This window comes from Cyanobium sp. NIES-981, assembly GCF_900088535.1.
Lineage (GTDB): Bacteria > Cyanobacteriota > Cyanobacteriia > PCC-6307 > Cyanobiaceae > NIES-981.
The window spans coordinates 80,568-106,058 of record NZ_LT578417.1 but is presented as its reverse complement, the minus strand read 5'-3'; the positions used below and the strand labels follow the sequence as shown (position 1 = coordinate 106,058).

Annotated in this window: 28 protein-coding genes; 18 read left to right on the top strand and 10 right to left on the bottom strand. The window is 69.5% G+C overall.

Annotated elements, in window-relative coordinates:
• Positions 1–2: 2 nt before the first annotated feature.
• Together CBM981_RS00505 and hisIE are read right to left on the bottom strand one after the other, a co-directional pair.
• Complete coding sequence (locus CBM981_RS00505) at positions 3–995, bottom strand: metal ABC transporter solute-binding protein, Zn/Mn family (RefSeq protein ID WP_087066772.1); 993 nt, start codon at positions 993–995, stop codon at positions 3–5.
• 73 nt (positions 996–1,068) lie between these two features.
• Positions 1,069–1,707: a bifunctional phosphoribosyl-AMP cyclohydrolase/phosphoribosyl-ATP diphosphatase HisIE gene (hisIE, locus tag CBM981_RS00500; RefSeq protein ID WP_225867606.1), complete on the bottom strand. Its 639-nt coding sequence runs from the start codon at positions 1,705–1,707 to the stop codon at positions 1,069–1,071.
• Positions 1,708–1,822: 115 nt separating this feature from the next.
• On the opposite strand from hisIE, the gene CBM981_RS00495 reads away from it, so the two are divergent.
• From CBM981_RS00495 to CBM981_RS00455, 9 genes are all read left to right on the top strand, one after another.
• Positions 1,823–2,290, top strand: a complete 468-nt coding sequence (locus tag CBM981_RS00495; protein ID WP_087066770.1) for a 6-carboxytetrahydropterin synthase — start codon at positions 1,823–1,825, stop codon at positions 2,288–2,290.
• A complete protein-coding gene (locus CBM981_RS00490; protein WP_087066768.1) occupies positions 2,287–3,249 on the top strand; it encodes a permease in 963 nt (320 codons plus the stop codon). Before CBM981_RS00495 ends, CBM981_RS00490 begins: the two co-directional genes overlap by 4 nt.
• The gene (locus CBM981_RS00485; RefSeq protein WP_087066766.1) at positions 3,249–3,917 is read left to right on the top strand and encodes a TIGR03943 family protein; all 669 of its coding nucleotides are present in this window, start codon (positions 3,249–3,251) and stop codon (positions 3,915–3,917) included. The genes CBM981_RS00490 and CBM981_RS00485 overlap by 1 nt, the downstream gene beginning before the upstream one ends.
• A complete protein-coding gene (locus CBM981_RS00480) occupies positions 3,917–5,281 on the top strand; it encodes a hypothetical protein (protein ID WP_087066764.1) in 1,365 nt (454 codons plus the stop codon). Before CBM981_RS00485 ends, CBM981_RS00480 begins: the two co-directional genes overlap by 1 nt.
• 24 nt (positions 5,282–5,305) lie before the next feature.
• A complete protein-coding gene (locus CBM981_RS00475; protein WP_087066762.1) occupies positions 5,306–5,731 on the top strand; it encodes a transcriptional repressor in 426 nt (141 codons plus the stop codon).
• Positions 5,732–5,762: 31 nt separating this feature from the next.
• Positions 5,763–6,224 (top strand): C-type lectin domain-containing protein, encoded by a 462-nt coding sequence (locus CBM981_RS00470; protein WP_087066760.1) that lies wholly within the window; start codon positions 5,763–5,765, stop codon positions 6,222–6,224.
• Positions 6,225–6,248: 24 nt separating this feature from the next.
• Entirely contained in the window at positions 6,249–7,442 is a 1,194-nt protein-coding gene (locus tag CBM981_RS00465; RefSeq protein ID WP_087066759.1) for a GTP-binding protein, read from the top strand.
• Positions 7,443–7,869: 427 nt separating this feature from the next.
• A complete protein-coding gene (locus CBM981_RS00460) occupies positions 7,870–8,442 on the top strand; it encodes a histidine phosphatase family protein (RefSeq protein WP_225867444.1) in 573 nt (190 codons plus the stop codon).
• Between the two features lie 192 nt (positions 8,443–8,634).
• The gene (locus CBM981_RS00455; protein WP_087066757.1) at positions 8,635–10,098 is read left to right on the top strand and encodes an iron uptake porin; all 1,464 of its coding nucleotides are present in this window, start codon (positions 8,635–8,637) and stop codon (positions 10,096–10,098) included.
• A gap of 31 nt (positions 10,099–10,129) precedes the next feature.
• Here the strand turns inward: CBM981_RS00455 and CBM981_RS00450 are convergent, their stop codons facing one another.
• Together CBM981_RS00450 and CBM981_RS00445 are read right to left on the bottom strand one after the other, a co-directional pair.
• Positions 10,130–11,170 carry a multicopper oxidase domain-containing protein gene (locus CBM981_RS00450; protein ID WP_304441607.1) on the bottom strand — a complete coding sequence of 347 codons (1,041 nt, stop codon included), beginning with the start codon at positions 11,168–11,170 and terminating at the stop codon, positions 10,130–10,132.
• Positions 11,171–11,205: 35 nt separating this feature from the next.
• On the bottom strand, positions 11,206–11,991 hold the full coding sequence (locus CBM981_RS00445; protein WP_157665276.1) for a hypothetical protein: 786 nt from the start codon (positions 11,989–11,991) through the stop codon (positions 11,206–11,208).
• Between the two features lie 178 nt (positions 11,992–12,169).
• On the opposite strand from CBM981_RS00445, the gene CBM981_RS15545 reads away from it, so the two are divergent.
• From CBM981_RS15545 to CBM981_RS00435, 3 genes are all read left to right on the top strand, one after another.
• Positions 12,170–12,313 carry a hypothetical protein gene (locus CBM981_RS15545; RefSeq protein ID WP_172820778.1) on the top strand — a complete coding sequence of 48 codons (144 nt, stop codon included), beginning with the start codon at positions 12,170–12,172 and terminating at the stop codon, positions 12,311–12,313.
• Between the two features lie 140 nt (positions 12,314–12,453).
• Positions 12,454–13,530, top strand: a complete 1,077-nt coding sequence (locus CBM981_RS00440) for an extracellular solute-binding protein (protein ID WP_087066751.1) — start codon at positions 12,454–12,456, stop codon at positions 13,528–13,530.
• On the top strand, positions 13,527–15,074 hold the full coding sequence (locus tag CBM981_RS00435; RefSeq protein ID WP_087066749.1) for an iron ABC transporter permease: 1,548 nt from the start codon (positions 13,527–13,529) through the stop codon (positions 15,072–15,074). Before CBM981_RS00440 ends, CBM981_RS00435 begins: the two co-directional genes overlap by 4 nt.
• On the opposite strand, the gene CBM981_RS15540 is transcribed toward CBM981_RS00435, so the two are convergent.
• Together CBM981_RS15540 and CBM981_RS00430 are read right to left on the bottom strand one after the other, a co-directional pair.
• Positions 15,075–15,215, bottom strand: a complete 141-nt coding sequence (locus CBM981_RS15540; protein ID WP_172820777.1) for a hypothetical protein — start codon at positions 15,213–15,215, stop codon at positions 15,075–15,077.
• Positions 15,216–15,327: 112 nt separating this feature from the next.
• A complete protein-coding gene (locus CBM981_RS00430) occupies positions 15,328–15,924 on the bottom strand; it encodes a Crp/Fnr family transcriptional regulator (protein ID WP_087066747.1) in 597 nt (198 codons plus the stop codon).
• A 193-nt stretch (positions 15,925–16,117) separates the two neighbouring features.
• On the opposite strand from CBM981_RS00430, the gene CBM981_RS00425 reads away from it, so the two are divergent.
• From CBM981_RS00425 to CBM981_RS00400, 5 genes are all read left to right on the top strand, one after another.
• The gene (locus tag CBM981_RS00425; protein ID WP_087066745.1) at positions 16,118–16,660 is read left to right on the top strand and encodes a hypothetical protein; all 543 of its coding nucleotides are present in this window, start codon (positions 16,118–16,120) and stop codon (positions 16,658–16,660) included.
• Entirely contained in the window at positions 16,660–17,763 is a 1,104-nt protein-coding gene (locus tag CBM981_RS00420; protein ID WP_225867443.1) for a hypothetical protein, read from the top strand. Before CBM981_RS00425 ends, CBM981_RS00420 begins: the two co-directional genes overlap by 1 nt.
• Before the next feature lie 150 nt (positions 17,764–17,913).
• Entirely contained in the window at positions 17,914–18,444 is a 531-nt protein-coding gene (locus tag CBM981_RS00415) for a hypothetical protein (RefSeq protein WP_172820776.1), read from the top strand.
• Positions 18,444–19,538 (top strand): hypothetical protein, encoded by a 1,095-nt coding sequence (locus tag CBM981_RS15080; RefSeq protein WP_157665275.1) that lies wholly within the window; start codon positions 18,444–18,446, stop codon positions 19,536–19,538. The genes CBM981_RS00415 and CBM981_RS15080 overlap by 1 nt, the downstream gene beginning before the upstream one ends.
• A 178-nt stretch (positions 19,539–19,716) precedes the next feature.
• Complete coding sequence (locus CBM981_RS00400; RefSeq protein WP_087066737.1) at positions 19,717–20,646, top strand: hypothetical protein; 930 nt, start codon at positions 19,717–19,719, stop codon at positions 20,644–20,646.
• 29 nt (positions 20,647–20,675) lie between these two features.
• On the opposite strand, the gene CBM981_RS00395 is transcribed toward CBM981_RS00400, so the two are convergent.
• From CBM981_RS00395 to CBM981_RS00380, 4 genes are read right to left on the bottom strand one after another with little or no spacing between them, the layout of a single operon-like run.
• Positions 20,676–21,560, bottom strand: coding sequence for a bile acid:sodium symporter family protein (locus tag CBM981_RS00395; protein WP_087066735.1), 885 nt, complete (start codon positions 21,558–21,560; stop codon positions 20,676–20,678).
• A gap of 6 nt (positions 21,561–21,566) precedes the next feature.
• Positions 21,567–21,953 carry a YidH family protein gene (locus tag CBM981_RS00390; protein WP_087066733.1) on the bottom strand — a complete coding sequence of 129 codons (387 nt, stop codon included), beginning with the start codon at positions 21,951–21,953 and terminating at the stop codon, positions 21,567–21,569.
• Positions 21,950–22,396 carry a DUF1622 domain-containing protein gene (locus CBM981_RS00385; RefSeq protein ID WP_087066731.1) on the bottom strand — a complete coding sequence of 149 codons (447 nt, stop codon included), beginning with the start codon at positions 22,394–22,396 and terminating at the stop codon, positions 21,950–21,952. Before CBM981_RS00385 ends, CBM981_RS00390 begins: the two co-directional genes overlap by 4 nt.
• Positions 22,397–22,399: 3 nt before the next feature.
• On the bottom strand, positions 22,400–23,314 hold the full coding sequence (locus CBM981_RS00380) for a formylglycine-generating enzyme family protein (protein ID WP_087069067.1): 915 nt from the start codon (positions 23,312–23,314) through the stop codon (positions 22,400–22,402).
• 265 nt (positions 23,315–23,579) lie between these two features.
• Here CBM981_RS00380 and CBM981_RS00375 point away from each other — a divergent pair, with 265 nt between their 5' ends.
• Entirely contained in the window at positions 23,580–25,376 is a 1,797-nt protein-coding gene (locus CBM981_RS00375; RefSeq protein WP_157665274.1) for a mechanosensitive ion channel family protein, read from the top strand.
• Positions 25,377–25,491: the final 115 nt, after the last annotated feature.

Sequence of the window (25,491 nt, the reverse complement as noted above, 5' to 3'; positions counted from 1 at the left end):
ACTTACCGGGGGGCTGCGGGGGACACCCCCAGCACCTCGAGAAGGGCGTCGCCATTGCGCTCCATCCCCTGCAGGAAGTGTTCGGGGGACTTCACCACCGGCACCCCGGCCACCTCCAGGGGATCGAAGGGCACCAGCGTCAGCCCCCGATCCTGGGCCAGGGACCTGAGGGCACCCGGGGGTTCACCGGGATCCACCAGCAGACCCCTCAGCCCCTCGGCCCGCACCACGGCGTCCACCCGCCGCAGATCCGCCGGCGACGGTGGCGTGTCCGGTTCCAGCACCAGGTGAACCGTCTTCAGGCCGTAGCGACGGGCCAGATAGGGCGCCACGGCGTGCTGGGTCACCACGGTGCGGCCGCGGTGGGGGGCCAGGGCCTGCTCCAGGCGGCGATCGAGGGCCGCCAACCGCGCCAGATAGGCGTCGGCGCGCTGCCGGTAGCCCTCCGCGCAGCTGGGATCCGCCTGGATCAGGGCGTCGCGGATCGTGCCCACCTGCTGCATGGCCCCACGGGGATCGAGCCAGCCGTGGGGGTTCACGCTCCCGTGATCGTGTCCGCCATGGTCATGCCCCGCAGGGTCCTGAGCGGACGCAATCGGCGCGATGCCCTCACTCGCCTCCACCACCCTGAGCCCCGCGGGCAGACGGTCCGGCCGGCCTTCGGAGCTGGCGGCACCCAGGAAGCTCTCGAAGCCCAGCCCGTTGCTCACCAGCAGCCGGGCCCGCTGAAGCCGCACCAGGTCGGCGGGTGTGGCCTGGTGGTCGTGGGGGTCGGTGCCGGGGGGGAGCAGGCCGCTCACCTCGGCGCAGTCGCCGGCCACGGCCTCGGTGAGGGCCGTGACGGGGAAGACGGTGGTGAGCACGGCGAGGGACGGCGGCTCCGAGCTGGGCGCCACGGCCGGCCGGGCGCCGCAGCCGGCGAGCAGGACCGCGGTGACGGCGACCAGCACCGGCAGGCCGCGGCCAGGAGCGCACTGGGACACCGGGAGATCCATCCTCAGACCGTCTGGGTGACTGAACGATAATCGTTCCCAGTATCTTGGTGAGTGATTGCTGAGCGCCGTCGCCTCACTCCCTGCGGGGTGCCCCGCGCCGTGCCGCCAGCACCTCCTGCACCTGGCGCCAGCTGACGCCGTGGTGGGCCAGGGCCACCTGCAGATGGAACACCAGGTCGGCCGCCTCCCCGGCGATGGCCTCGGCCTGGCCGTCCTTGCAGGCCATCACGAACTCGGCGCTCTCCTCGCCGATCTTCTTGAGGATGCGGTTGTCCCCGCCCTCCAGCAGCCTGTTGGTGTAGCTGCCGGGCTCGGGACGGTCGCGGCGGCCCTCGATCACCCGCATCAGCTCCGTGCACACGTCCGCCGGCGGCGGCAGGGCGGCAGCCCCGCCCTCGGTGGGAAGCGGGCCCTGCTCGTAGAAGCAGCTGCGGGCCCCGGTGTGGCAGGCCACCTCCGCCGTCTGCTCGATGCTGAGCAGCAGCACATCGGCGTCGCAGTCGTAGCGCAGCCCCCGCAGGGTCTGGGTGTGGCCGCTGGTGGCGCCCTTGTGCCAGAGCTCCTGACGGGAGCGGCTCCAGTAGTGCACCTGGCCGCTGGCCAGGGTGCGCTCCAGGGCCTCCCGGTTCATCCACGCCACCATCAGCACGGCCCCATCCAGCCAGTCCTGGGCGACGGCGGGAATCAGGCCGTCGGCGTTGAAGCGCAGCACCTCCGCCAGGGAGTCCGCCGGGGGCCATGGCCCCGGCTGCCCCTCAGCCGCCTGAGGATCACGCTGAAATGGTGCTTCCAAGGCCACCGCTCTGCCGCTGAGGCGATCCTCCCCCATGCCGTCTCCCGCGGCCTACACCTGCAGCAAGACCTTCCGGGGCTATCCCTGCTGCCACCGGCAGTGGCGCCATCCGGGCCACTGCCGCTTCGTGCACGGCTACAGCCGCGGTTTCACCTTCTGGTTCGCCGCGAATCAGCTGGATGCCTGCGGCTTCGTGGTGGACTTCTCCAGCCTCAGGCCCCTGGAGGCCCAGCTGGCCGCCCAGTTCGACCACACCTTCCTGGCCAACGCCGACGATCCCCTGCTGGAGCACTGGCGGGCCCTCCACGAGGCCGGGGCCCTCGATCTGCGCGTGATGGAGAACGTGGGCATGGAGGCCAGTGCCGCCCTGGTGTGGGAGTGGGCCAATGCGCTGCTGCTGGAGCGCGACGGCGGCCGAACCTGCTGCTGGAAGACCGAAGCGCGGGAGAACAGCCGCAATGCCGCCTGCTATGAGGCCGTGCCCCCGTGGTTCCAGCCTTGAGCCTCACCCGCCTGGCCACCGCCTGGGCCCTGTTCCAGGGGCTGCTGCTGGAGGCCCTGCCCTTCCTGCTGATCGGCGTGGCGATCGCTTCGCTGGCGCGGCGCTTCGCGCCCGGAGGGCGCTGGCTGCGGAAGCTGCCCTCCCACCCGCTCTGGGGGCCGCTCGCCGGAGCGGCCCTGGGCTTTGCGCTGCCGGCCTGTGAGTGCGGCAACGTGCCGGTGGCGCGGCGGTTGCTGGTGGGCGGTGCGCCGGTGGGCACGGGCCTGGGATTCCTGTTCGCCGCGCCGGTGCTGAATCCGATCGTGCTGGCCAGCACCTGGGCGGCCTTTCCCGACCAGCCCTGGATGCTGCTGGCCCGGCCCCTCGGGGCGGTGGTGCTGGCCCTGGGGCTGGCCCTGCTGCTGCGCCAGCTGCCGGAGGCGGAGCTCTTCCGCGCCGACCTGCTGGAGGAACGGCGCCTCAACCAGCCCCTGAGCCAGGTGAGCCTGCTGGAGCGGCGCACCGGCCTGGTGGGCCTCACGGCGCCGATGGCACCGCCGGATCCCGTGCAGCGCCCTAGCTGGGCCACGGTGCTGCGGCACGGCAGCAGGGAGTTCACCGACCTGGCCCTGCTGCTGGTGATGGGCTGCGCCATCGCCGCCCTGGTGCAGAGCCTGCTGCCGCTGCAGTGGCTGCTGGCGGTGGGGGGGGCGCCCACCCTGTCGATCCTGGCGCTGATGGTGCTCAGCCTGGTGGTGTCGGTGTGCTCCAGCGTGGATGCCTTCCTCGCCCTCGGTTTCGCGGCGCAGGTGACCCCAGGCGCGCTGCTGGCTTTCCTGCTGCTGGGCCCGGTGATCGACCTCAAGCTGATCGGCCTGCTGGGGCTGCTGTTCCGGCCCCGGGGCCTGATGCTCACGGCGGCGGGAGCCAGCCTGCTGGTGCTGCTGATCGGCCAGTGGATCAACCTCTGGAGGCTGTGATGGGGAGGTTCACCGGCCGCCTGCTGCCATCGCTGCCCCTCGCCCTCTGGGCCGCGGTGATGCTGCGCAGCGCTGCCGATGGGCGGCTGGATCTGCTGCTGCGCGAAGCCTTCCATCCGCTGGTGTGGGGCGCCGGGCTGCTGCTGCTGGCCCTGGCCCTGCTGCGGCTGGTCGGAGGCCCGGAGCGGCCCGAGCGCGGCACGGCCTGGCGCGACCTGCTCACCGCCGCCATGGCCGCCCTGCTGCTGCTGCTGCCCCCCAACCCCTCCTTCGCCGATCTGGCCAGCCAGCGGCCGAGCGATGAAACGGCCGAGGCGGAGCTGAGCTTCGTGCTGCCGCCGGCCCAGCGCAGCCTCACCGACTGGGTGCGCCTGCTGCGCAGCCAGCCCGATCCGGCCCTGTTCGCCGGTGATCCCGCCCGGATCAGCGGCTTCGTGCTGCCGGTGCCCGGCGAGGCGCCCCAGCTCGCCCGCCTGCTGGTGCGCTGCTGCCTCGCGGATGCCACCCCGGTGGGCCTGCCGGTGCGCTGGCCGGCGGACCAGCCCCTGCCCGAAGCTGACCAGTGGCTGGCGATCGAGGGCACGATGGCGGCGGACTCAGGCCGGCTCGTGGTGGTGCCGCAGCGGATCCGCCCGATTCCCCGGCCGGCCCGGCCGCTGGAGCCCTAATGCCGGGTGCCCCCCTCCACCGGCCGCTGCTGGCGGTGCTGGCCGTACCGGCCGTGCTGGCGGTGATCCAGCAGCAGCTGCTGCTGCGGCTGCCGCCGCGGCTGGAGGGGCTCGGCAACGCGCCGGCCAGTTCGGGGCCCGCCGCCCTGCAGGCGCGCTTCAGCCGGCCGATGGATCCGGCCAGCCTCCAGAGCGGCAGCCGCCTCGATCCGCCGCTGGCGCACCGCTGGCTGGGCAGCGGCGACAGCCTGCTGCTCAGCCTCGCCGAAGGCCAGACCCTGCGGCAGCCGCTGCAGCTCGACCTGGCGGGGAAGGATCGCCGCGGCCTGGCGCTGGCAGCCAGCCGCTGGCTCTGGGATCCGCGGCCGCGGCTGCTGGCGGTGGTGAGCCAAACCGGCGGAGAGCAGCTGCAGATCCGGGATCACGATGGCCGCTGGAGGCCGATCAGCCCGGTGTGGCCCGCCATCCCCGTGGCCGTGCCCCTGGGCGATGGATCCGGGGTGGCCGCCGCCAGCCGCGACCCCTCGGGGCAGCTGCGGCTGTGGACCATCGGCCTGCGCCAGCGCAATCTGGCCCCGCTGGCGCGGGGTCTGGGGGCGATCCAGATCGCCCCCCCCCAACCGCTCGGCCCCGCGGCCGTGACCTTCGCCCACCTGAGCAGCAACCGCCGCGGTGAGCTGCTGGTGCAGAGCGGCAGCCTGGAGGAAGCCGGCAGCACCGCCATGCTGGTACGCCCCCGCAGCGACGGCCGGCCCCAGGGGCAGGGCAGCCGGCTGCCGTGGCAGGCCAGCGGCCCGATGCTGCTGCTGCCCGGGGGCGGCTCGGTGGTGGTGCCGGATCCCGACGGCCTCCACCTCGAGACCCTGCCGCCGCGCCAGCCCCGCCGCCAGACCCTGCCCGGCAGCCGCGATCTGAGCAGCTTCTGCCCCCAGGCGGGCCGGGCGGTGCTGCTGCGGCACTGGCCGGATTTCCGCCGCTCCCTCGAGCTGGTGGAGCCGGGCCGGGCCCCGCAGCAGCTGTGGCTCGGCACCCAGGCGGTGGTGGCCAGCGCCTGCAGCCGTGGCGGCGAACGGGTCTGGGCCCTGCTGGTGGAGGGCCGGGGCGCCCCCGAGCTCTCGATGCTGGTGCTCGACCGCCGCGGCAGGACGCTGGCTCGCCGCCGGCTGGACGGCTGGGAACTGGAACCCGGCACCGGCCTGCACTACGACCCGAGCAGCGAGCAGCTGCTGGTGGCCCTGCGCCCGCTGGGGGCGATCGACGCACGACCTGCCCCGGCCCAGCCCGTACTGATCGATGCGGTCAGCCTCGAGCTGCGATCCCTGGCCCGGGCGGTGAGCCAGGTGCACTGGCTGCCTGCGGGCTAGAACGGCCCCACTGATCACAGAGCTGTGGGGCCCAAGCTCAACGCCAGGCAGACCCGGTTGCTGGACACGTTGCGCCAGGCCAGCGAGGAGCTGTCCGGCCAGGATCTGCACGCCCTGCTGCGGGCGGGCGACGCACCGATGGGGCTGGCCACGGTCTACCGCCACCTGCGGCAGCTGCAGCAGTGGGGCCTGGTGCGCTGCCGCCACCTGCCCAGCGGCGAAGCCCTGTTCGCCCCCACCGAACGCGACGACCACCACCTCACCTGCGTGGACTGCGGCCAGACCCAGCGGCTGGCCCACTGCCCGGTGCATGGCCTGGAGCTGCCCCGGGGCGACATGGGGGGGTTCCTGCCCCTGTTCCATACGCTGGAGTTCTTCGGCCTGTGCCAGGCCTGTCAGCAGCGGCAGGGCTACCCCTCCCCTCCTGACGTGAGGGGCAGGTCGTCGTAGGTTTCAGGCCCAGCAGCATGAGCGTCGCCGCATGAGCGAGGTTGTCGACCGGCTCACCGGTCTCGGCTACCAGGTGTTCACCCGCAAGAGCAGCGCCTATGTGCTGCTGGAGGGTCCTCTCAGCTGGAAGAAAGCGCGCCAGAGAGCCCGCCAGCTCGGTGGCGATCTCGCCACGGTGAACAACCGCAAGGAGAACCGCTTCCTCACGAGGCGCTTCTCGCCCATCGCCGCCGATGAATGCGGGCTGTGGATCGGCCTCCAGCGCAACAACCGCACCGGCCGCTTCAGCTGGTCGTCCGGGGAACGCGCCCGCTACCGCAACTGGCTGCCCGCCGGCACACCGGGCTACCGCAACGCTGAGCCGAGCCCCGAGCCTGGCCAGCGGTTCGTGCACCTGTACTTCAATCCCAATGCCTTCGGGCGCTGGAAGAATTCCGACAACACCTACCGCGATGTGCTGATCGGTGGCGGCATCGCTGAATTCAGCCTCTGAGCGCCCCCGCCCTTCCCCTGATCCATGCCGACCCCCACCACCAACGCCAAGCCCAGCAGCACCACTGGCAGCGCCGCTGGCAGCACCACCGGGAGCGCCACTGCCACGAGTCCGGGCACGGCTCCCGCCGGACTGCCGGTGACCATCCTCACCGGCTTCCTGGGAGCCGGCAAGACCACGCTGCTCAACCACATCCTCAGCAATCAGCAGGGCCTCAAGACCGCCGTGCTGGTCAATGAGTTCGGCGAGATCGGCATCGACAACGACCTGGTCGTGGCCACCGGCGACGACATGGTGGAACTGAGCAACGGCTGCATCTGCTGCTCGATCAACGGCGAGCTGCTGGATGCGGTGTACCGCATCCTGGAGCGGCCGGATCCGGTGGACTATCTGGTGGTGGAAACCACCGGGCTGGCCGACCCGCTGCCGGTGGCGATGACCTTCCTGGGCAGCGACCTGCGCGAGACCACCCGGCTCGATTCGATCATCACCCTGGTGGATGCCGAGAACTTCGGCCCCGAGATCCTGGAAGGGGAGGTGGCCCGGGCCCAGGTGGTGTACAGCGACATGATCCTGCTGAACAAGTGCGATCTGGTCGATGACCAGCGCCTGGCCGATCTGGAACACGAACTGCGCCAGATCAAGACCGACGCCCGCATCCTGCGCTCCGTCAAGGGCGAGGTGCCCCTGCCGCTGCTGCTGAGCGTGGGCCTGTTCGAAAGCGACCGGGTGGTGGCCGAGCAGTCGTCAGTTCCGGCCCATGACCATGAGCATGACACTGCAGACCACAGCGCCTGCGATCACGACCACGGCCACTGCGCCCATGACCATGGGCATGGGCATGGGCATGGGCATCACGATCAGGCCGGTCACCATCATCACGACGGCGCTGCTGCCGACCATGCCGCGATTGAGGGTTTCACGTCCCTGTCGTTCGAGAGCGAGGGTCCCTTCGCGCTGCGCAAGTTCCAGAACTTTCTCGACAACCAGCTGCCGGCCGGGGTGTTTCGCGCCAAGGGCATCCTCTGGTTCAACGAGAGCGAACGACGGCATGTGTTCCATCTGGCCGGCAAGCGCTTCTCGATCGACGATTCCGACTGGCCCAGTGAAGCCCGCAAGAACCAGATCGTGCTGATCGGCAAGGATCTCGACCACGCCCAGCTGCGCCGCCAGCTCCAGGCCTGCGTGGCCAAGGACGCCGGCAAGGGCTTCGGCTGAAGCGCCCTGCCGCCCATCCTCCCCCGCCTGATGCCCGGGGTCTGCGGGGCGCCAAGGCGAGACACCGGCCAGATCATGCCTCTGCTCAGGCGGAAGCGATTCCGGGAGTGTTCGCAACAGGAACCATCTCCTGACGGAGAGACCTGCTCGGCCAAAGCTATGTCTTGGCGGAACCCGTGGAGCCCTGGTGGAGCCTGGACAAAAGAAAAGTGATGACAGGATTAGGATAGGAAAAGTAAGCAGCCAATCGAAAGACAGTCCTTCGTAGCAAAAGGCACCGCAGGATGGCCGAAAATGCACAGTGACTCCCTATGGCAGCCGTAGCTTCTGCTGTGAAGGTTGTGGCAACTCTGTGCTCAATCCCCCGCGATTCCCGCTTCCCGGCCGCGCGACGTTTCGAGCGCTGCGCTCCCGAGGCCTTCCGGCCATGGTCGGGCTCGGCGTCTGTGCCATGACCCCTTCCTCGCTGGCTTCCCCCGTCTTCGCCCCATCCCACAGCTTCGGCGCTGCGATCCCTGCAAATCTCCCCGATGAAGCCCCCTCCCCCGGAGAGAACGCCAATGGTGAGTTTCAGAACAAGCTCGGCGCCAAAGCCCTGCTGAACGCCCTGCTTTCTGGTCGTTACGTGATCTGTTTCAGGCACGCCATGACAGTGCGGGACTATGCCGACCAGGTGGATCCGAACCTGAGCCTCGGCGATTGCGCCACCCAGCGAAAGCTGAGCAAGGAAAGCATCCAGGAACCCCGAGACATTGGAGCGGCCTTCACGAACAAGGGGATCACCGACAGCACAGTGATCACCAGCGAGTACTGCCGGGCCTGGCAGACGGCCAATCTCGCCTTCGGCCGTGTGGACGACAAACACTCCCGGCTGAACTTTCTGCCCTATGAGGACTACACCGATGATCTGGTCGCCCTGACAACAAGGCAGGTGACCCCGCTGGTGACGACCCCTCCCCCCCCAGGGCATCGCCTACGTGGTCAAGCCCGGCGGCCGTGACGGCTTCGCTCAGGTGGCCAATGCGCTGCCGCGGGAGTGGGCCCAGCTCTGAGAGCGCGTCCGACTCCATCCGGTCTGCCCCCAATCCGGCGCCACCGGGACGCAAACCCGATCAACGCCCATAGCGAGAACCGTTGTCATTCCAGAAATCGCCAACCTCTGTCTGCCGCCCCTGAGGCGCTCCCCGCACCCATGCCTTTCCTCCCTCGCCTGCTGGTGACGCCAGCAGCTCTCGGCCTGCTGGCGCCCTTGGCCGCCACAGCACCAGCCCACGCTGCCGAACCCAACCTGGAGGGCGTGAACCACTACGCCTCCCAGGAGCAGGTCACCGGCATCTCCCAGTTCTCGGACGTGCAGCCCACCAGCTGGGCCTACCAGGCACTGTCCAACCTGATCGAGCGCTACGGCTGCGTGGCGGGCTACCCCGACGGCACCTACAAGGGCCAGCGGGCCATGACCCGTTTTGAAGCCGCTGCGCTTCTGAACGCCTGCCTCGACCGCGTCACCGAGGTGACCGACGAGCTCAAGCGCCTGATGGCCGAGTTCGAGAAGGAGCTCGCCGTGCTCAAGGGCCGCGTGGACGGCCTCCAGGCCAAGGTGGGGGAACTGGAGGCCAGCGAGTTCTCCACCACCACCAAGCTCAGCGGCCAGGCCACGCTGGTGCTGGGCGGCGCCGGCAACACCGGCTTCGGCGACAACCTCACCGCCAACTACGACCTGCAGCTGAGTGTCGATACCAGCTTCACCAGGAAAGACCTGCTGCGCACCACCCTGCGGGCCGGCAACTTCGGCAACGCGGTGTTCGGCAACGGCAACACCGCCCTGGGGATCAGCTACGGGGAAGAGGATTCCGCCAACTCGGTCTTCATCGACCGCCTCTTCTACCAGTTCCCCATCGGTGAGAACCTCACCGCCACCGTGGGGGCCAACGTGGCTCAGGACGACATCGTGCTCTGGCCGACAGCCTATCCAGTGGACATGGGTCTGGACATCTTCAACTACGCGGGCGCCCAGGCCACGTACAACAAGAACCAGGGGGCCGGCGTGGGGCTCCAATGGCAGAAACAAGGATGGGCCTTCAGCCTCGCCTACGTGTCCGACCTTGGTGCCGCCTCCGACTCCACGCTGGGCGCAGGTGACGACTTCATCCTGACGGCGCAGGGAACCTACAGCGGTGAGAACTGGGGTGGCGCCATCGCCTACACCTACGCCGACTGGGATCCCTTCGAACTCTTCCCCACAGCGGCCAGCAACAACGTGGCGGTGAGCGGTTACTGGCAGCCGCTTCAGGCGGGCTGGGCACCGTCGATCAGCGCTGGACTCGGCTGGTCGGACATCGACCGCCGCAACATCGACGAGGCCTGGAGCTGGATGGTGGGCCTCACCTGGGAGGATGTCTTCATCAAGGGCAACAGCCTCGGCATGGCCCTCGGCAGTGTCGGCGTTCAGGAGCGAGGCAAGTGCGGCACTGTGGGCGCCTGCAGCAACAGCCTCTGGATCGATGGCGGCGACGGCAATGACAACCTGGCCTATGAGCTCTGGTACAACTGGCAGGTCACCGACACCATCGCCGTGACTCCCGCATTCTTCTACATCGAAAACACCGGAGCTGACGACACCGTTGGTGGCATGCTCAAAACCACCTTCTCCTTCTAGGTGCCTGGCTGCGCATTGGGGTCCGATCCCATCACGCTCTCGGAATCACATCGAAAAAGCCCATCAACCCCTGAGAGGCCACCTCGTCCTGGTGGGGATGGAACATGTAGCGCCCGGGCCATCGGTATCGGAACTCGAGGATGTGGCGCTCCCCCACCCCCATGGTCACCGCATCCGTGATCTGCATCGGATTGGCGGGCAGCCCAACCGGCTGGAGATGGAAGCTGTTGGCGTGCAGGTGGAAGGTGAGCGGACCCGCCCACTCCACCATGTTGAGCAGATAAAGGCGCACCAGCTGGTGCTGGTAGATGGCGATCGGGTGCCGGTCGTAGACGAAGGGAATGCCATTGAAAGCGCAGTAGTCGTTGCGGCCCTGGTTGTGGAGATCCCATCCCCCCATCACCAGCACCAGTTCATCCGCCGGGGGTCTGGGGGTGGGCGGATCCACCACCAGCAGGCCATACAGACCCTTGCTCACGTGGCGTGTCACCGGCTCCACATGGCAGTGGTAGGGATGGATCCCCACCGGATCGGCCTCGAATTCGTAGACCACGCTGCGGCCATGGCGCACGGGGCGCACCCCGTCCATGGCGGCCGGATGGCGGCCGTGGAAGTGGAGGCTGTGGGAGGTGCCATCGGCATTGCGGAAGCGCACGCGCAGCCGCTCTCCCACCCGGCAGCGCAGGGTGGGCCCGGGCACCTGCCCATTCACGGCCCAGGCGGTGGTGGTCACCACCTCATTGAGGGGCAGATCGATGCTGTCGGCCGTGAGGGTGTACTCGCGCACGCGGCGGCCCCCCTCGACCACCACCTGGCCCCAGTCGAACTGCCGCAGCAGGCGCAAGGGCTGCATCGCGCCGAAGCTCACCGGATCGGCTGGCAGGGGCGGCGCCAGGGGCGCGCCCCACGGACCCCAGCTCCAGCGGCCCTGGCCGTCCGCCAGCCAGCGCCGCGCCCCGACCCCCGCCAGGGCCAGCCCGCCCGTCGCTGCCGCCAGCGCCGCCATGGCGCCGCGCCGCCGCCAAAGCCGCGGCGGGTTGGCCGGCACGGGCCTGGAGGGGTGATCATCCACGGGGCGGTGGGTGGCAGCGGGGAGGAGGTCGAGGATCAGACGCCCCGGGCCAGGGCGGTGACCTGGTCGGGGGTGAGCACGGGTGTTGCCGGAGGAAGAATGGACGGCCAGGCCATCCTGAGCTCCGCCAGGTTGCGCTCAAACCTGGCGGCCTGCTCCGGGTTGCTGCGTTGCAGCTGAGGGGCGATCGGCTGGAAGAGCTGCTCGGCCGCCTGCAGGAACCCGCGGGAATCCTGGTATTCGAGCACCTCCACGAACCTGTCGTCCGCCACGGCCGCGTCGTACTCCTCGGCGGCGGTGGCGAGCAACTCCCGGATCACGCCCACCACAAAGGCGGGATCCTGCCGCTGCTGGGCCGGCAGCACCGCCATCGCCTGGCGGATCGAGGTCTCCACCGCCTCGAGGGCCGCACCTGTTTCGGGAGCCTCGGGTGCTGCGCGAAGGCGGGTCTTGAGCGCGATGAGCTGATCGAGAAACGGGGCGGCGCCCCGGCGCTCGAGCTCCGGTTCCAGATCCCCGTAGAGCTCATCGATGGGATGGGCGATGTGCGGCTGGGCCTCGGTGGCCATCCCCTTAGTGATGAGCTCGCGCCCCGCCAGCAGATGCCCATGCATCAACTGAAGGGTGGTGGCGTAGCCCTCGGGGCTGGCGATGTCGAGCCCCCCCACTTCCCCGGCCTCGCCGCCCTCCATTGCGGCGTGCCCCCCGGGGCCGGCGCCGGAATGGGCATCCCCCTGGGACGACCCGCAACCCACGGCGAGGGAGGCAGTGGCTGTGAGGGCGAGGAACAGTCCAAGGGCACCTCGGGGTCGGACAACCATGGTGTCGGCGCGGGACGGTGTCCCATGCTGGGCAAGGGCCCGCCACGCCCAGCGGCGTCATGGCACTGGGCCATGTGATCGATGGCACCCGTGGGCACACCTGAAGGGCGTGGATGTGGCGATCACCACAGCAGCCCCTGCTGGGATGGCTACGATCAGGCCAAGCAGGAGAATTGCCGTGGTGGAAATGGTTCTGAGCCTGGTGGTTCTTGGCCTGCTGGGCTTGGCACTCTGGACGTCCACCGACTCCGATGACGACAACGGCGGCGGCGGCATGATGCAGCCTGTGCTCGTGCCCGTGCGGGTACGTCGCTACGACTGAGCGTTCCGGCTGCCCCTCAGCGACCCAACGGGGTCCCGACATCCGTGACATTTGTTACCCGGCTCTGACTCCTTTGATCGCAGCCCTTCCGGAGCCCATTTCTAGGTTCTGACGCGTGATCGAGATGTTCCGCGTCCTGGATGAAGAGCCTTCCAAGCCCCCGCCTGTCGGCCCGCGCCTGCCTGGCGGTGCTGCTCACCGCGCTCGGCGCCATCGGCTGTGCCAGCCGGCAGCCCTCCGCCGGCGACGGCGGCAGCGCTGACAAGGACCTGGCGGGCACCGAAGTGGGCGTCTACTCCGGCCGGCACTACAACACCGACAAGGAGCTCTACAGGGAATTCACCCGCCGCACCGGCATCAAGGTGAACCTGCTGGAAGCCAAGGACGATGCCCTGATCGAGCGGCTGCGCAGCGAAGGGGAGAAGAGTCCGGCCGATCTCCTCGTGCTGGTGGATGCGGCCCGGCTGGACAAGGCCACCCGCATGGACCTGTTCCAGCCCACCAGGTCCGCCGAGCTCAGCAGGGATGTGCCCGCCAACCTGCGGGACTCCCAGGGCCGCTGGTTCGGCCTCACCCGGCGTGTGCGGGCGGCCATCGTCAATCCGACCCAGGTGGATCCGGCCACGATCCGCACTTACGCCGATCTGGCCAACCCCGCGCTCCAGGGCAAGCTCTGCCTGCGCAACAGCAAGAGCGTCTACAACCAGTCGCTGGTGGCCGACCAGCTGATCCAGAGGGGGAATGACGCCACCCGCGCCTGGGTGAAGGGCATGGTGGCCAACACCAGCCAGCCCTTCTTCACCTCGGACACCCCCCTGGCCCGGGCGGTGGCCAAGGGAGACTGCGGCGTGGGTGTGGTGAACACCTACTACGTGGCGCGGATGCTCTCCGGAGACAACGGCGCCGAGGACAAGACCCTGGCCGGCAAGCTCAAGGTGGTGTTCCCGGACCCCGCCCACGTGAACATCAGCGGAGCCGGCGTGACCCGCCATGCCAGCAACCCTGAGGGTGCACGCCGGCTGCTGGAATTCCTCGCCTCGCCCACCGGGGGCAAGGGCTACGCCGAGGCCAACAACGAGTACCCCCTCACCGGCTACGGCGACAATGCCCTGCTGAAGGGCTTCGGCACCTTCCGCGCCGATGACGTGTCCGCCGAGCAGATGGGAGCCAAAAACAAGGAGGCGGTGGAGTTGATGCAAGCCAACGGCTGGCAGTGATCGCCGAGCCTGCCGCCTGTGGCCCCTCGGGCCACACCCTGCCCCAGCGCTCCCTGCTGAGCGTTGGGGTGCTTTCGCTCTGCGGCCTGGCGCTGCTGCCGGTGCTGGCCCTGGTGGGCTTCGCGGCCCTGGAAGGGGGTCTGGATCGCCTCGCCCTCGGCCACGAGGGAGCCACCCAGGTGCGCAACACCTTGGTGCTGGTGGCAAGCGTGGGGGTGCTGGGCGCTGGGCTCGGCACCGCCACCGGCTGGCTCACGGCCAACTGCCACTTCCCGGGACGCCGCTGGCTGCGCATCGCCCAGCTGCTGCCCCTGGCCACGCCCACCTACCTGCTCGCCGCCACCGCCATCGATCTGGGCAGTCGCCTGAGCTGGCGGGTGCATGGTGTGGGCTGGGCGGTGGCCGTGCTCACCCTGGCCACCTACAGCTACGTGTTCCTGCTGAGCACCGAGAGCTTCGCGGTGAGCGGCAAGCGCCAGCTGGAGGCCTGCCGCTCCCTGGGCATCGGGCCCTGGGGCAGCTTCCGCCGCGTGGCCCTGCCGATGGCCCTGCCCGCCATCGGCGCCGGCATCGCTCTGAGCGGCATGGAAGTGGTGAACGAGCTGGGGGCGGTGGAGCTGCTCGGAGTGCCGACCCTCTCCAGCGGCATCCTGCAGCGCTGGCAGAACCAGGGGGATCCCCAGGGGGCGGTGGGGCTGGCCCTGGTGGCCCTGGTGATCGTGAGCCTGCTGGTGGCGGCGGAGCGGCTGCTGCGGCGGCGCAGCCGGCGCTGGCTGCTCGGCAACCGGGGCGACCAGCTCACCCCGTGGACGTTGCGGGGCTGGCGGGCTCTGCTGGCCCAGCTGCTCACGGCGCTGCCCCCCCTGGCCACCCTCGGGCTGCCCCTGCTCTGGACCGCCATCAGCTGGGATCAGCTGCAGGGGGAATCGGTGGCCGAGCTGGCGGGCCTCGGCGGGCGCACCCTGGCGCTGGCTCTGGTGGCGGCCGCCCTCACAATGGCCGTGGGGCTGGTGCTGGCCATCGCCCGGCGCTGGATTCCCCAGGTCCTGATCCGGCAGCTCACCTTCCTGGCGGGGATGGGCTACGCCATTCCGGGCACCGTGCTGGCCCTCGCCCTGATGCTGCTGGGAGGGCCGCTGGGGCTGAGCCCGCTGCTGCTGCTGCTCTGGGGGTACGGCGACCGGTTTCTGGCCGTGGGCAAGGGCGGCCTCGATGCCGGCCTGGAGCGCATTCCCCCCAGTGTCGATGAGGCCGCCACCGGCCTGGGCTGCAGCTGGATCCAGGTGCTCGGCCGCGTGCACCTGCCGCTGCTGCGGGGCCCCCTGCTGGTGGGAGCCCTGCTGGTGTTCGTGGACACGGTGAAGGAGCTGCCCCTCACCTTTGCCCTGCGCCCTTTCGATTTCGACACCCTGGCGGTGCGGGTGTATCAGTACGCCAGTGACGAACGGGTGGGGGCCGCCCTGATCCCGGCTCTGCTCATCCTCGGCCTGGGGCTGATCGCCTCGCTGGCCCTGGTGCCGAGCCTGGACGAGAAGGACAGCTGATCACTCCCTGCCGCAACGGCACTTGCCCCCTTTCCAGTGGGAGCACTTGTTCTTCTTGCAGCCCTTCTTCTTGGACTGGGCAGGGCCGCGGCGGGCGGCGGGATCGGGCTGGTCGTTGGCGGGACCGATCGGCTGGGCCATGGTGCGTGGAGGAAGGGAGAAGGAAGGACAGGGAGTGGAGAGAGAACCGGGTGGCAATTCGCGGGGTTCGCTGGGGCGTGCCCACGGGGCGGGCGCAGGTGCAGCCCCCGGCTCAGGCGCTGGCCAGCGGAGCCGACTCCACCAGATCGGGGGCCAGGCGCAGGCCCGGCTCGCCGGCGGGCACCTCGATCAGCTGGGCCTGGCGGATCCGCGACATCAGCCGGGTGGTGGTGACGCGGGTGGTACCGATCAGTTCGCCGATGCGTTCGTGGGTGAGGCGGAACGGCAGATCACACCAGGCACCGCAGCGGCGACCCAGGCGCCGCACCAGCAGGGCCAGCAGGGCGTGCAGCCGCTGCTCGGCGCTGCCGAGGTGCCGGATGCGAAGCAGCTGCAGGGTCCATTCGTTCACCGGGTCGAGGCCGGGCGTCGCCTCCACCTCGGCGGACGTGCTGAAACAGAGCGGGGTGAGTGCTTCGACGCAGACCCCGTCACTGCAGAGGCGGCTGGTCTGCAGCTGATCCCCGGGCTGCAGGAAGGCCAGGGTCATCCCCTCGGCTTCCTCGCAGGGGCAGTACACGCGGGCGACGCCGTCGAGCACCTCGATGCAGCCGCCGTCACCGCGGCGGGAGGGGTCCAGCAACACGGAATGGCCGGCTGGAAGGCGAACAGCGCTGAGGGCGGCATCCGGAAGCAGGCGGAAGGTCATGGCCAGGAACAGGACCTATTGCGAATGACTCGCAACCTAAACAACAACGCTGACTTTTGCAAGCGATTCTCAATAGCGAGTGCCTGCTGCGAGGGCGCCGCCCTGCACACACTCGGTGACAGCCCGCTGACAGCCCATCCAGCCGCGTTCAGGCTGAGCGAGTGTCCCGCCTTCCGTTAGGGATTGACCCTCCATGCCGAGCCGCACCACGCGCTGCCATCCCGCTGACCAGAACCACCCGAGCCGTCCGGTCCTGTTCGCCGCCGCCTGCGCCCTGGCGACGGCCCTCGCCTCCTCCCTGCTGATCAGCCCCGCCCGGGCCGCCACCACCGAGCTGTACACGCTCGAAACCACCTGCAGCGTCAAGGGCGGCCAGCCCCAGCCCTGCGTGGTGAAAGCCATGGACGACGCCGAGGCGGGCGTCACGACCTACGTCCACACCCTGGGCAAGTCGGTCTTCTCGATCCGGGTCACTGACGCCCCGCTCACCATGAGCGCGATGGCCCCGGGCAGCAAGGACTGGGTGAGGCTCAGCTCCGCAGGGGCCCGCTTCTCCACCAACACGATCTGCTTCAACGACCGTGAGCTCTGCGTCGTGAACCCCAACTACCTCAACAGCGTGCGGGAAGACCGCCCCGATGCCTCGGCGGGTCGCGACCTGGTGGGCGTGAAGTTCGGCGATGACGGCCGCGTGATCATCACCTGCTGGGACGAGGGCTGCGAGGGGGTGAAGTGATGCACCGAACCCCATCCCGAACCCGCTCCCTGTTCGGCCTGCTGCTGGCGGGGGCCCTGGCGCTGCCGGGAGTGCCGGCCGAGGCGGCCTTCCAGACCGCCACCGATGCACCAACCCCTTCAGCCACCACCCACACCGAACTGCTGGCCCGCAGAGGCGGCGGCGGCGGGGGCAGCAGAGGCGGTGGCGGCAGGAGTTCCGGCAGCAGGGGCGGCGGCAGCCGCCAGAGCAGCGGCCGCTCCTCGAGTGGCAGCAGCGGCTTCAGGAGCAGTGGCTCCGGCCTCAACCGGGGCTCCAACCGGCCCAGCGGCGGTTTCCAGACGAACGCCCGCTCGAGCGGCAGCCCGTCGCTGAACCGGCAGACGCCCAGCGGCTCCGGCAACCGGAACCGTGCGGCGGGCAGCGGCGACCGCAACCGCACCACCTCCAATCGGAGCGGCTCCAGCCTCAGCAGCGGCCAGCGCGACCGCAACCGCGAGGCCGCCAGCAACCGCCGTGACAACCGCACAGGCACCCGCGACGAGCGGCGGGACAACCGCACCGGCAGCCGCGACGACCGCTTCGAGAACCGCCAGGACCGGCGCGACGAGCGCGTGGACCGCAACCAGGACCGGCGCGACGAGCGCTTCGACCGCCGCGGTGACCGAATGGATGACCGCTGGGATCGGCGCAACGACCGCTGGAATGACCGCTGGGATCGCTATCCCGGCTGGGCCCGTCCGGGCTGGGGCTACGCCAGACCCTGGAGCTACGGCTGGTACGGCGGCTGGTCCACCCCGCGCTGGGGCTGGTGGGGGCCAAGCGCGGCCGCCTGGGGAATCACGACCCTGGCCACGGCAGCCGTGATCAATGCGGCCGTGAACAGCGCCGTGAGCACCCACACCACCTACATCGTGGTGCCGAACAGCGACTACCGCCTGCTCTATGGCACGGTGTCGCCCGTCGGAACCCAGTCGGTGTCGTTCGAGGCCATCTTCAACGACGAGGCGGTCACGATGCAGGCCGACTGCAACAGCGGCACGCTCAACGGCCGCAGGCCCGACACGGCGGCGGAGGCCGAGCTGCTGAACGCGGCCTGCCAGGTGGCGTTCGGCTCCGTGTGAGTTGCCCTCTCCCCTCAGGGCCGTGGACTTGTCAGTCCAGGGCCCCATGGCAGAACTGCATCAGGTTGCTGACAGCGCCAGGAGCTGTGTCCACGCTGAGGAGGTGTCCCGCCTTCCGTTAGGGATTGACTCGTTATGCCGAGCCGCACCATGTGCTGTCCTCCCAGTGATCAGAACCGCCTGGTCCGACCCTTGCTGTACGCCAGCGCCGCCTGCGCCCTGGTCACCGCCCTCGCGTCCACCTTGGCAGTCAGCCCGGTCCGGGCAGCCACCACGGAGCTCTACACGCTGGAAACCACCTGCAGCGTCAAGGGCGGCCAGCCCCAGCCCTGCGTGGTGAAAGCCATGGACGATGAGGAGGCAGGCGTCACCACCTACGTCCACACCCTGGGCAAGTCGGTCTTCTCGATCCGCGTGTCCGACGCCCCGCTCACCATGAGCGCGATGGCCCCGGGCAGCAAGGACTGGGTGAGGCTCAGCTCCGCAGGGGCCCGCTTCTCCACCAACACGATCTGCTTCAACGACCGTGAGCTCTGTGTGGTGAACCCCAATTACCTCAACAGCGTGCGGGAAGACCGTCCGGATGCCTCGGCGGGTCGTGACCTGGTGGGCGTGAAGTTCGGCGATGACGGCCGGGTGATCATCACCTGCTGGGACGAGGGCTGCGAGGGGGTGAAGTGATGCACCGAACCCGATCCCGAACCCGCTCCCTGTTCGGCCTGCTGCTGGCGGGGGCCCTGGCACTCCCCGGTATTCCAGCCGAGGCTGCATTCCAATCCGGCACAAGCCTGGACACCAGTTCAGCCACCACCCAGACCGAACTGCTGGCCAAAAAGGGTGGCGGCGGCAAGAAGGGTGGGGGCCGCAAGAGCTCCGGCAAACGCAGCGGCGGCGGCAGTCGCAAGAGTTCCGCCAAACGTTCCTCCAAAGGCAGCACTGGCTTCAAGAGCAGCAGTTCAGGGCTCAGCCGGGGGTCCAAGAAACCCTCGGGCGGCTACAAGAAGAACGCCCGCTCGAGCGGCAACCCCTCGCTCAACAGCAAATCGGCCAGCGGATCCGGCAGCAAGAACCGCAAGGCAGGCAGTGGTGACCGCAACCGCACCGCCTCCAACAAGAACAGGAACCAGCGCGACGGCAACCGGGATCGCAACCGGGACACCGCCAAGAACCGGCGGGACGACCGGGCCGGGAACCGGGACAACCGGCGCGACGACCGCAACCGGGACGACCGTTTTGACAACCGCCAGGACCGGCGTGATGAGAGGGTCAGCCGCAACCAGGACAGGCGCGATGAGCGCTATGACCGCCGTTCAGACCGCTGGGATGACCGCTGGGATCGGCGCAACGACCGCTGGAACGACCGCTGGGACCGCTATCCCGGCTGGGCCCGGCCGGGCTGGGGCTATGCAAGGCCCTGGAATTACGGCTGGTACGGCGGCTGGTCGAGCCCCAGCTGGGGTTGGTGGGGTGCGAGTGCCGCGGCCTGGGGGGTCAGCACCCTGGCCACAGCCGCCATCATCAACTCGGCGGTGGACAACGCCGTGAGCAGCCACACCACCTACATCGCGGTTCCGAACAGCGACTACCAACTCCTCTATGGAACGGTGGCGCCGGTGGGTGATCAGTCCGTGTCGTTCGAAGCGATCTCGGGTGACAGCTCGATCACCATGGAGGCCGACTGCGACCGGGGCACGCTCAACGGCAGCACGCCCAACAGCGCTTCGGAGGCGGAGCTGCTGAATGCGGCCTGCCAGGTGGCCTACGGCTCGGTCTGAGCGTCGCGGCCTGAAACGGCCGAACCTTGTACCTGCCGCCCTCCACGGCGGCAGGTTTTTTGATGGGGGAACGCAGCATGCCGATCCGGGGCCGCCACGGCCTGGATAGCCACGGGGGCGGGCTGCTCCTATAAGAGGTGGCTGCCATGCCGCCCTCAGGCGGCTGACCTTCCGCACCATGCGTTCATCCAGCCTGGCCGCCCTGGCCCTGATCAACCTGCCGATCGCCTGGTTCGGCGTGGGTGCCGGTCCGGTCAGGGCCGAGGAGGCTATCCCCATGACCGAGGAGACCAGCACCCCGGACCCGATGGCCGCGCCGGCGCCGGCAGAGGATCCCACGGAAGACCCCCAGGCCGCCAGCCCCGATCCGACCAAGGACTGGCGCGGAACGGTGGAGATCTACGGATTTGCGCCGCTGCGCGCCACCGGCAGCGTGACGATCCGCGGCTTCGAAAGCGACGTGGATGCCGATCTCGGCGACATCCTCTCCGCCCTCGACTGGCTCACCTACGTCCGGGGCAGCGTGGAGAAGGGGCGCTGGGGCCTGCTCACCGATCTGAGCTATGTGAAGCTCTCGGGCGAGGACGGCAGGACCGGGCGGCGCGGCCTCTTCACCGGCAATACCGAGGTGTCCACCACGCAGGGGATCTATGACTTCGCCCTGCGCTATCGCTTCGGGTCACCCGAGACGGCGATCGCCGAGCCTGGCCACTACAGCTTCATCCCCTACGCGGGCGTGCGCGTGCTCGACATGGGGCTCGATGTGAAGGCGGAGATCCGGGAAATCGATGGGGATCGACGGTTTGGGGCCGAGCGCTCCTTCGACCGCACGTGGGCCCAACCGCTGCTCGGCTTCCAGGCGACCTACTTCCTCTCGCCCAAGCTGAGGGCCTTCGCCCGGGCCGACATCGGCGGCTTTGACTTCTCCGGCGCCAAGGACTACACCGGCAACGCCCAGCTCGGCCTGGGCTATGCCGTGGGCAACAACACCGATCTCACCCTCTCCTGGCGCTATCTGGGCATCAACTACAGCAACGGGGATGAGCGGCCCAGTGGCATCCGCAGCTATCAGAACGGCATCGAGATGGGGGTGAAGTTCTTCTTCTAGATCCGTCCGGCAGGGGTGTGTGACTCAGCTCAGGTGGCGAGTTCCCGCTTCTGCCAGCTCAGAAACATCGTGGACACGATCACGGTGATCAGCACATAGCCGAGGATGCCCGGAATCAACTCCGGCAGCACGTTCGAAGGCGCATGGGTCAGGGCCAGGTCGGCGGCCAGGCCGGTGTTCCGCATGCCGGTCACCAGCCCCACCGTGCGGCGCTCCAGGGGATCCCGGCCCGCCAGGGCATACCCGATCGCCAGGCTGAGCACGCTCAACAGGGCCATTGCCGCCAGACCCAGAAGGTTCTGCTGCAGGAAGGGCCAGAGCTTGGCGGCGCTCATCACCAGCAAGGCCATCAGCAGGGCCGCCAGCATCAGGGTGGCCAGCTTGCCGAGCACGGCACTGCAGCGGCGAGCGAGCGCCGGACGCCACTGGGCCAGCAGCACCCCGGCCAGCACCGGCAGCACCTGCACCTTCAGCACCTGGGCGGCCACGGCGAGGGGCCGGATGTCCCAACCGTTCACCTCCCAGCCATTGAGGCCAGCACAGGCCTTGAACAGCATCGCCAGCAGGGGAATGGACACGATCGCCAGCAGCGCCGCCGGGATCTGCAGACGCGCGGCCAGCTCAGCCGTGCCGCCACTGCTGCGCACCCGGAACAGAATGAGCGGGGCGCTGGGGCACGCCAGCATCAGGGCGATGGCGACCCAGGCGGGCCTGGAGAGCAGGCCCTGCAGGGGCAGAAGCACCAGCGCCAGACCCGCCAGGGGCACGAGGAAACAGGTGGCCAGCACTACGCGCCACAGGAACGCAGGGCGATCCCGCAGCAGCACGAAGGGGTAATCCTTCAGGCCCAGCCCGAGGCTGAACATCAACGTGACGATGGTGGCCGTGGCCAGCAGCGCAGCGAAGGGTGGCATGGAGAATCAGGGCGCAGGGTTTCCGGTCATCAGCAGCACAAAGGCCACGACACCGATGATCGTGAGGGCAATGGCCGTGAACACCGTGATCGAGCGCTGATCGACATACACAAAGTCATCGCGGCGGATCAGCTTGAGGGTGCGCATGTGCTGCCGGGTGGCGGCCGCCATCGCCAGGATGCCGATCAGCACGAAGCCCATCGCCATCAGCCGCACGCTCAGACCGGCGTGGTAACTGTCATTGAAGCGGCTGCGGTTGATGGCACCGATGATCTTGTCGAGGCCGAAGCCGAAACTGATCAGCGACAGGCAGGTGCGGATCCAGGCCATCATCGTGCGCTCGGCGGCGGCCCGATTGCGCTCCTTGGCCAGTTCGTTGTTGAGATTCGTCATTGGGCCTCGAAGGGCAGGGAAGCACCGGACGATCGGGCCACGGCAAGGTCACCGCCGGCAGAGCTGCGCTCACCGGGCTGTCTGTGCTCGTCCTCGAACTTCTGTTCCGCTTCCACCTCCCTGGCCAGGAACACATTGAGGAAGGTTCGAATCACGGCCACCACGGCAAGTTTGATCAGGTTGGCGTTGGAGGGGGCCGTGGTGGTCGACACGATGTCAGCCGCGAGCTGGAACTCCAGCGCCATCGAGAGCCAGCTGCCGAAGGTGAGCCGGATGCTGTTGAAGGGCCGCGATCCCACCCGCCGCCGCAGCCGCAACCGCAGCGCCTGGCGCAGGGAGACCAGCAGGCCGATGCCCACACACACCACCGAGATGAACTCCAGCACCAGGCGCAGGGAGTTCGCTCCCACCTCCAACCAGGTCTCCAGGGGAAGTTCCGCCATCGCTCAGACCCGCACCACGCAGCGGAAGCCCATGTGGCAGGTGGAGGTGTCAATTCCCTGGGCCAACCGGGCCGGCGGGCGGTAGCGGCGGCAGTAGCTGGGAGCGCAGAGGAACGACCCTCCCTTCACCACCTTGCGGGGCATGGCGCCGTGCTGGGAAGTGCGATCGATGCTGGCCTCCCGGGCGGCACTGGCACAACAGCCACCCTCCGGGGCGGTGCCGGGATCCTGCCCGGCGGCGCTGTGGGCCTGGTACCAGCTGTCGGTCCACTCCCAGACGTTGCCGATCATGTCGACCAGGCCGTAGCCGTTGGCAGGGAAGGCCCCCACGGGCGAGGTGCGCTCGTAGCCATCCTGGCGGCTGTTGTGGTGAGGGAAATCGCCCTGGAAGGTGTTGGCCAGGGCGCGGCCGCCGGGATGGAGTTCCGAGCCCCAGACGAACTCCGTGCCGCCGCGGCCACCCCAGGCGGCGAACTCCCACTCGGCCTCCGTGGGCAGCTGCTTGCCCGCCCAGACGGCGTAAGCCTGCGCATCCTCATAGGCCACATGCACCACGGGGTGATGGTCGCGGCCCTTGATCGAGGAACCCGGCCCCTCCGGGTGCCGCCAGTTGGCCCCCAGGATGTACTGCCACCAGCGGTAGGGATCCCCAGTCCCCACCGGTCCCGCCGGCGGCACGAACACGATCGAGGCGGGTGCCAGCAGCTCAGGCAGCGCCTCGGGGTAATCGGCCGGGTTCGCGGCCCGCTCCGCCAGCGTCAGATGGCCGGTGGCCTTCACGAACTTGCGGAACTGGGCATTGGTGACGGGAGCCCGGTCGATCCAGAAGCCCTGCACCTCGCGGCGATGGGCCGGGGCTTCCTCCGGGTAGTGGTGGTCCGAGCCCATCGTGAAGCTGCCGCCCGGGATCCACACCATGTCCCGGGCGGGCGGCCGTCCCGGGCAGGGACGCCCACCCGCAGGCTCCTGGCCTGCTCGCGGCTCGAGGAGGGCGGGGGCGGGATTCGAGCTCAGGGCCATGCCGCCAGGGGGACTGCCCGCAGTGTGATGACGCGACCCAGGCGCCGCAACGCCGACGATGCGCAGTGTCACCCGCCGAAGCCGACCGGGCCAGACGGCACGATCAGGAGAGACAGGAACGGAGATCGGCATGGGACTACGTCGATGGCCTCGCAGGCTTGCCGTGGCCGTGCTGGCCCTGATGCTCGTGCTCGTCAACCCGGCGTCCGGCTTTGTATGGGCTGCCGGCGGCGGCACGAACTCCAGTGCGGAGGCGGGTCTGTCGGCCCGCAAACACTGGTGGGACCTGGACAGGGCCCGCCCCTGCGGCCGCTTCTGGTGCAGCGTGGTGGTGAGCCCGCACATCCCGCTCGGGCCGGGAGAGCCCCGCATCCGCCTGGCCGTGCCGGTCGCGGATGGGGCCAGCGTCCAGGACAGCGCCGCCCGGGTGGAAGCCCGCTCCACGGCGGTGGCCACCAGCCTGCGGGAACTGGCCAGCCAGCTGGAGGCCTCCGTGCGCAGCGCGCCGACGCCCCCGCCAAGCCTCGGCGCCGGGCTCTGGCTCGACCGCCAGCAGAAACCCCGTCACCCGCTGACGCCATCGCTGGCGATCGCCACGAAGAACAACAGCCCGGTGATCGTGCTGCCGGCGGATGCGGCCAACAACACCCCCCTGGTGACCCTGATCACCCTCACTGAGCCGGACAGCATCGCCAATGGCCTGGACACCAAGGCCCTGGCACAGCGCTGGAAGGGGATCCTGGAGCGCACCCTGAGCGAGGCCCTCTGGGGGGCCAGCTTCGATCGGCGCTTCCCCTGGGCCCGCGCCACCATGGTGACTCTGGCCGCCGCCTTCGGCGCGGCCGGTGTGCTGGCGTGCAGCCGGGCCGTGCGTCGGCGCCGCCAGCGGGTGCTGGCGCTGGGGCGGGAGCTGATCGCACTCCAGCAGAGCCGCTCGCGCGCCGAGGAGCACAACACCCTGCCCGGCGAGGAGTCCAAAGCGGACGCGGCGGACGTCCAGGCTCTCCGGCAGGTGCAGCAGCTAGAGCGCGACCAGCGGCACCACGCTCTGGCCATCAAGCTGATCCGGGTGCTGCGGATCGCGGTGCTGGTGATGGCGGTGATCCTGGCGCTGTTCGTGCTGCCCGGCACCCGCCTGTTCGCCCTGGCCCTGCTGCGCCAGTCGGCCTGGATTCCGGTGATCTGGCTGGCGATGATCGTGCTGGAGGGACTGCTGAGCTGGAGCCTGGTGCGCCGCCTCAACCAGTGGGCCGAGCAGGCGCAGCTGGCGGAGCCCAACTCCCGGCGGCCCCAGCAGCGCCTCGGCACCAATCTGGGGGTGATCAAGGGCACGATCGGGGTCGGCACCACCCTGCTGGGGCTCTATCTCACCCTGCTGCTGTTCGGCCTCACGCCCGAGATCCTGGCCGGGGCCGGCATCGTGGCGGTGGCCGTGGGTTTCCTGGCCCGGGGGCTGGTGGAGGATCTGATCGGTGGCGTGCGGATCCTCACCGCCGACCTCTATGCCGTCGGCGATTCGATCGCCGCCAACGGCCATGCCGGCCTGGTGGAGGGCATGAACCTGCTCTACACCCAGCTGCGTGGGGGCGGCGGTGAACTGATCAGCCTGCCCAACGGCGCCATCCGGGAGTGCGAGAACCGCAGCAAGGACTGGGCCCGGGTGAACTTCGAGGTGGACATCGCCTGGCGCAGCGATCTCGCCAGGGCCTGCGCGCTGCTGGAGGCGGTGGCCACGCAGCTGGCCGCCGATCCGGAGTGGAGCGCCCTGATCCTGGAGGAGCCCCAGCTGCTGGGGGTGGAGCAGCTCGACCAGAGCGGCGTGCGCCTCAAGCTCTGGATCAAGACCCAGCCCCTCAAGCAGTGGGGTGTGGCCCGCGAATACCGGCGGCGGCTCAAGCTGGCCTTCGATGAGGCCGGCATCGAACCCGGCATTCCGCAGCGGCTCTCCCGCCAGGCCTGAGGGTTCCACCCAGCCCTGCAGACCCACCGCGGCAGGGTCACAAATCCCCAGGGTGCGCACCGCGAACCACTGACAGGCGCCGGGTCCCTCCCCACCCTGAGGAGGCGACAACCGG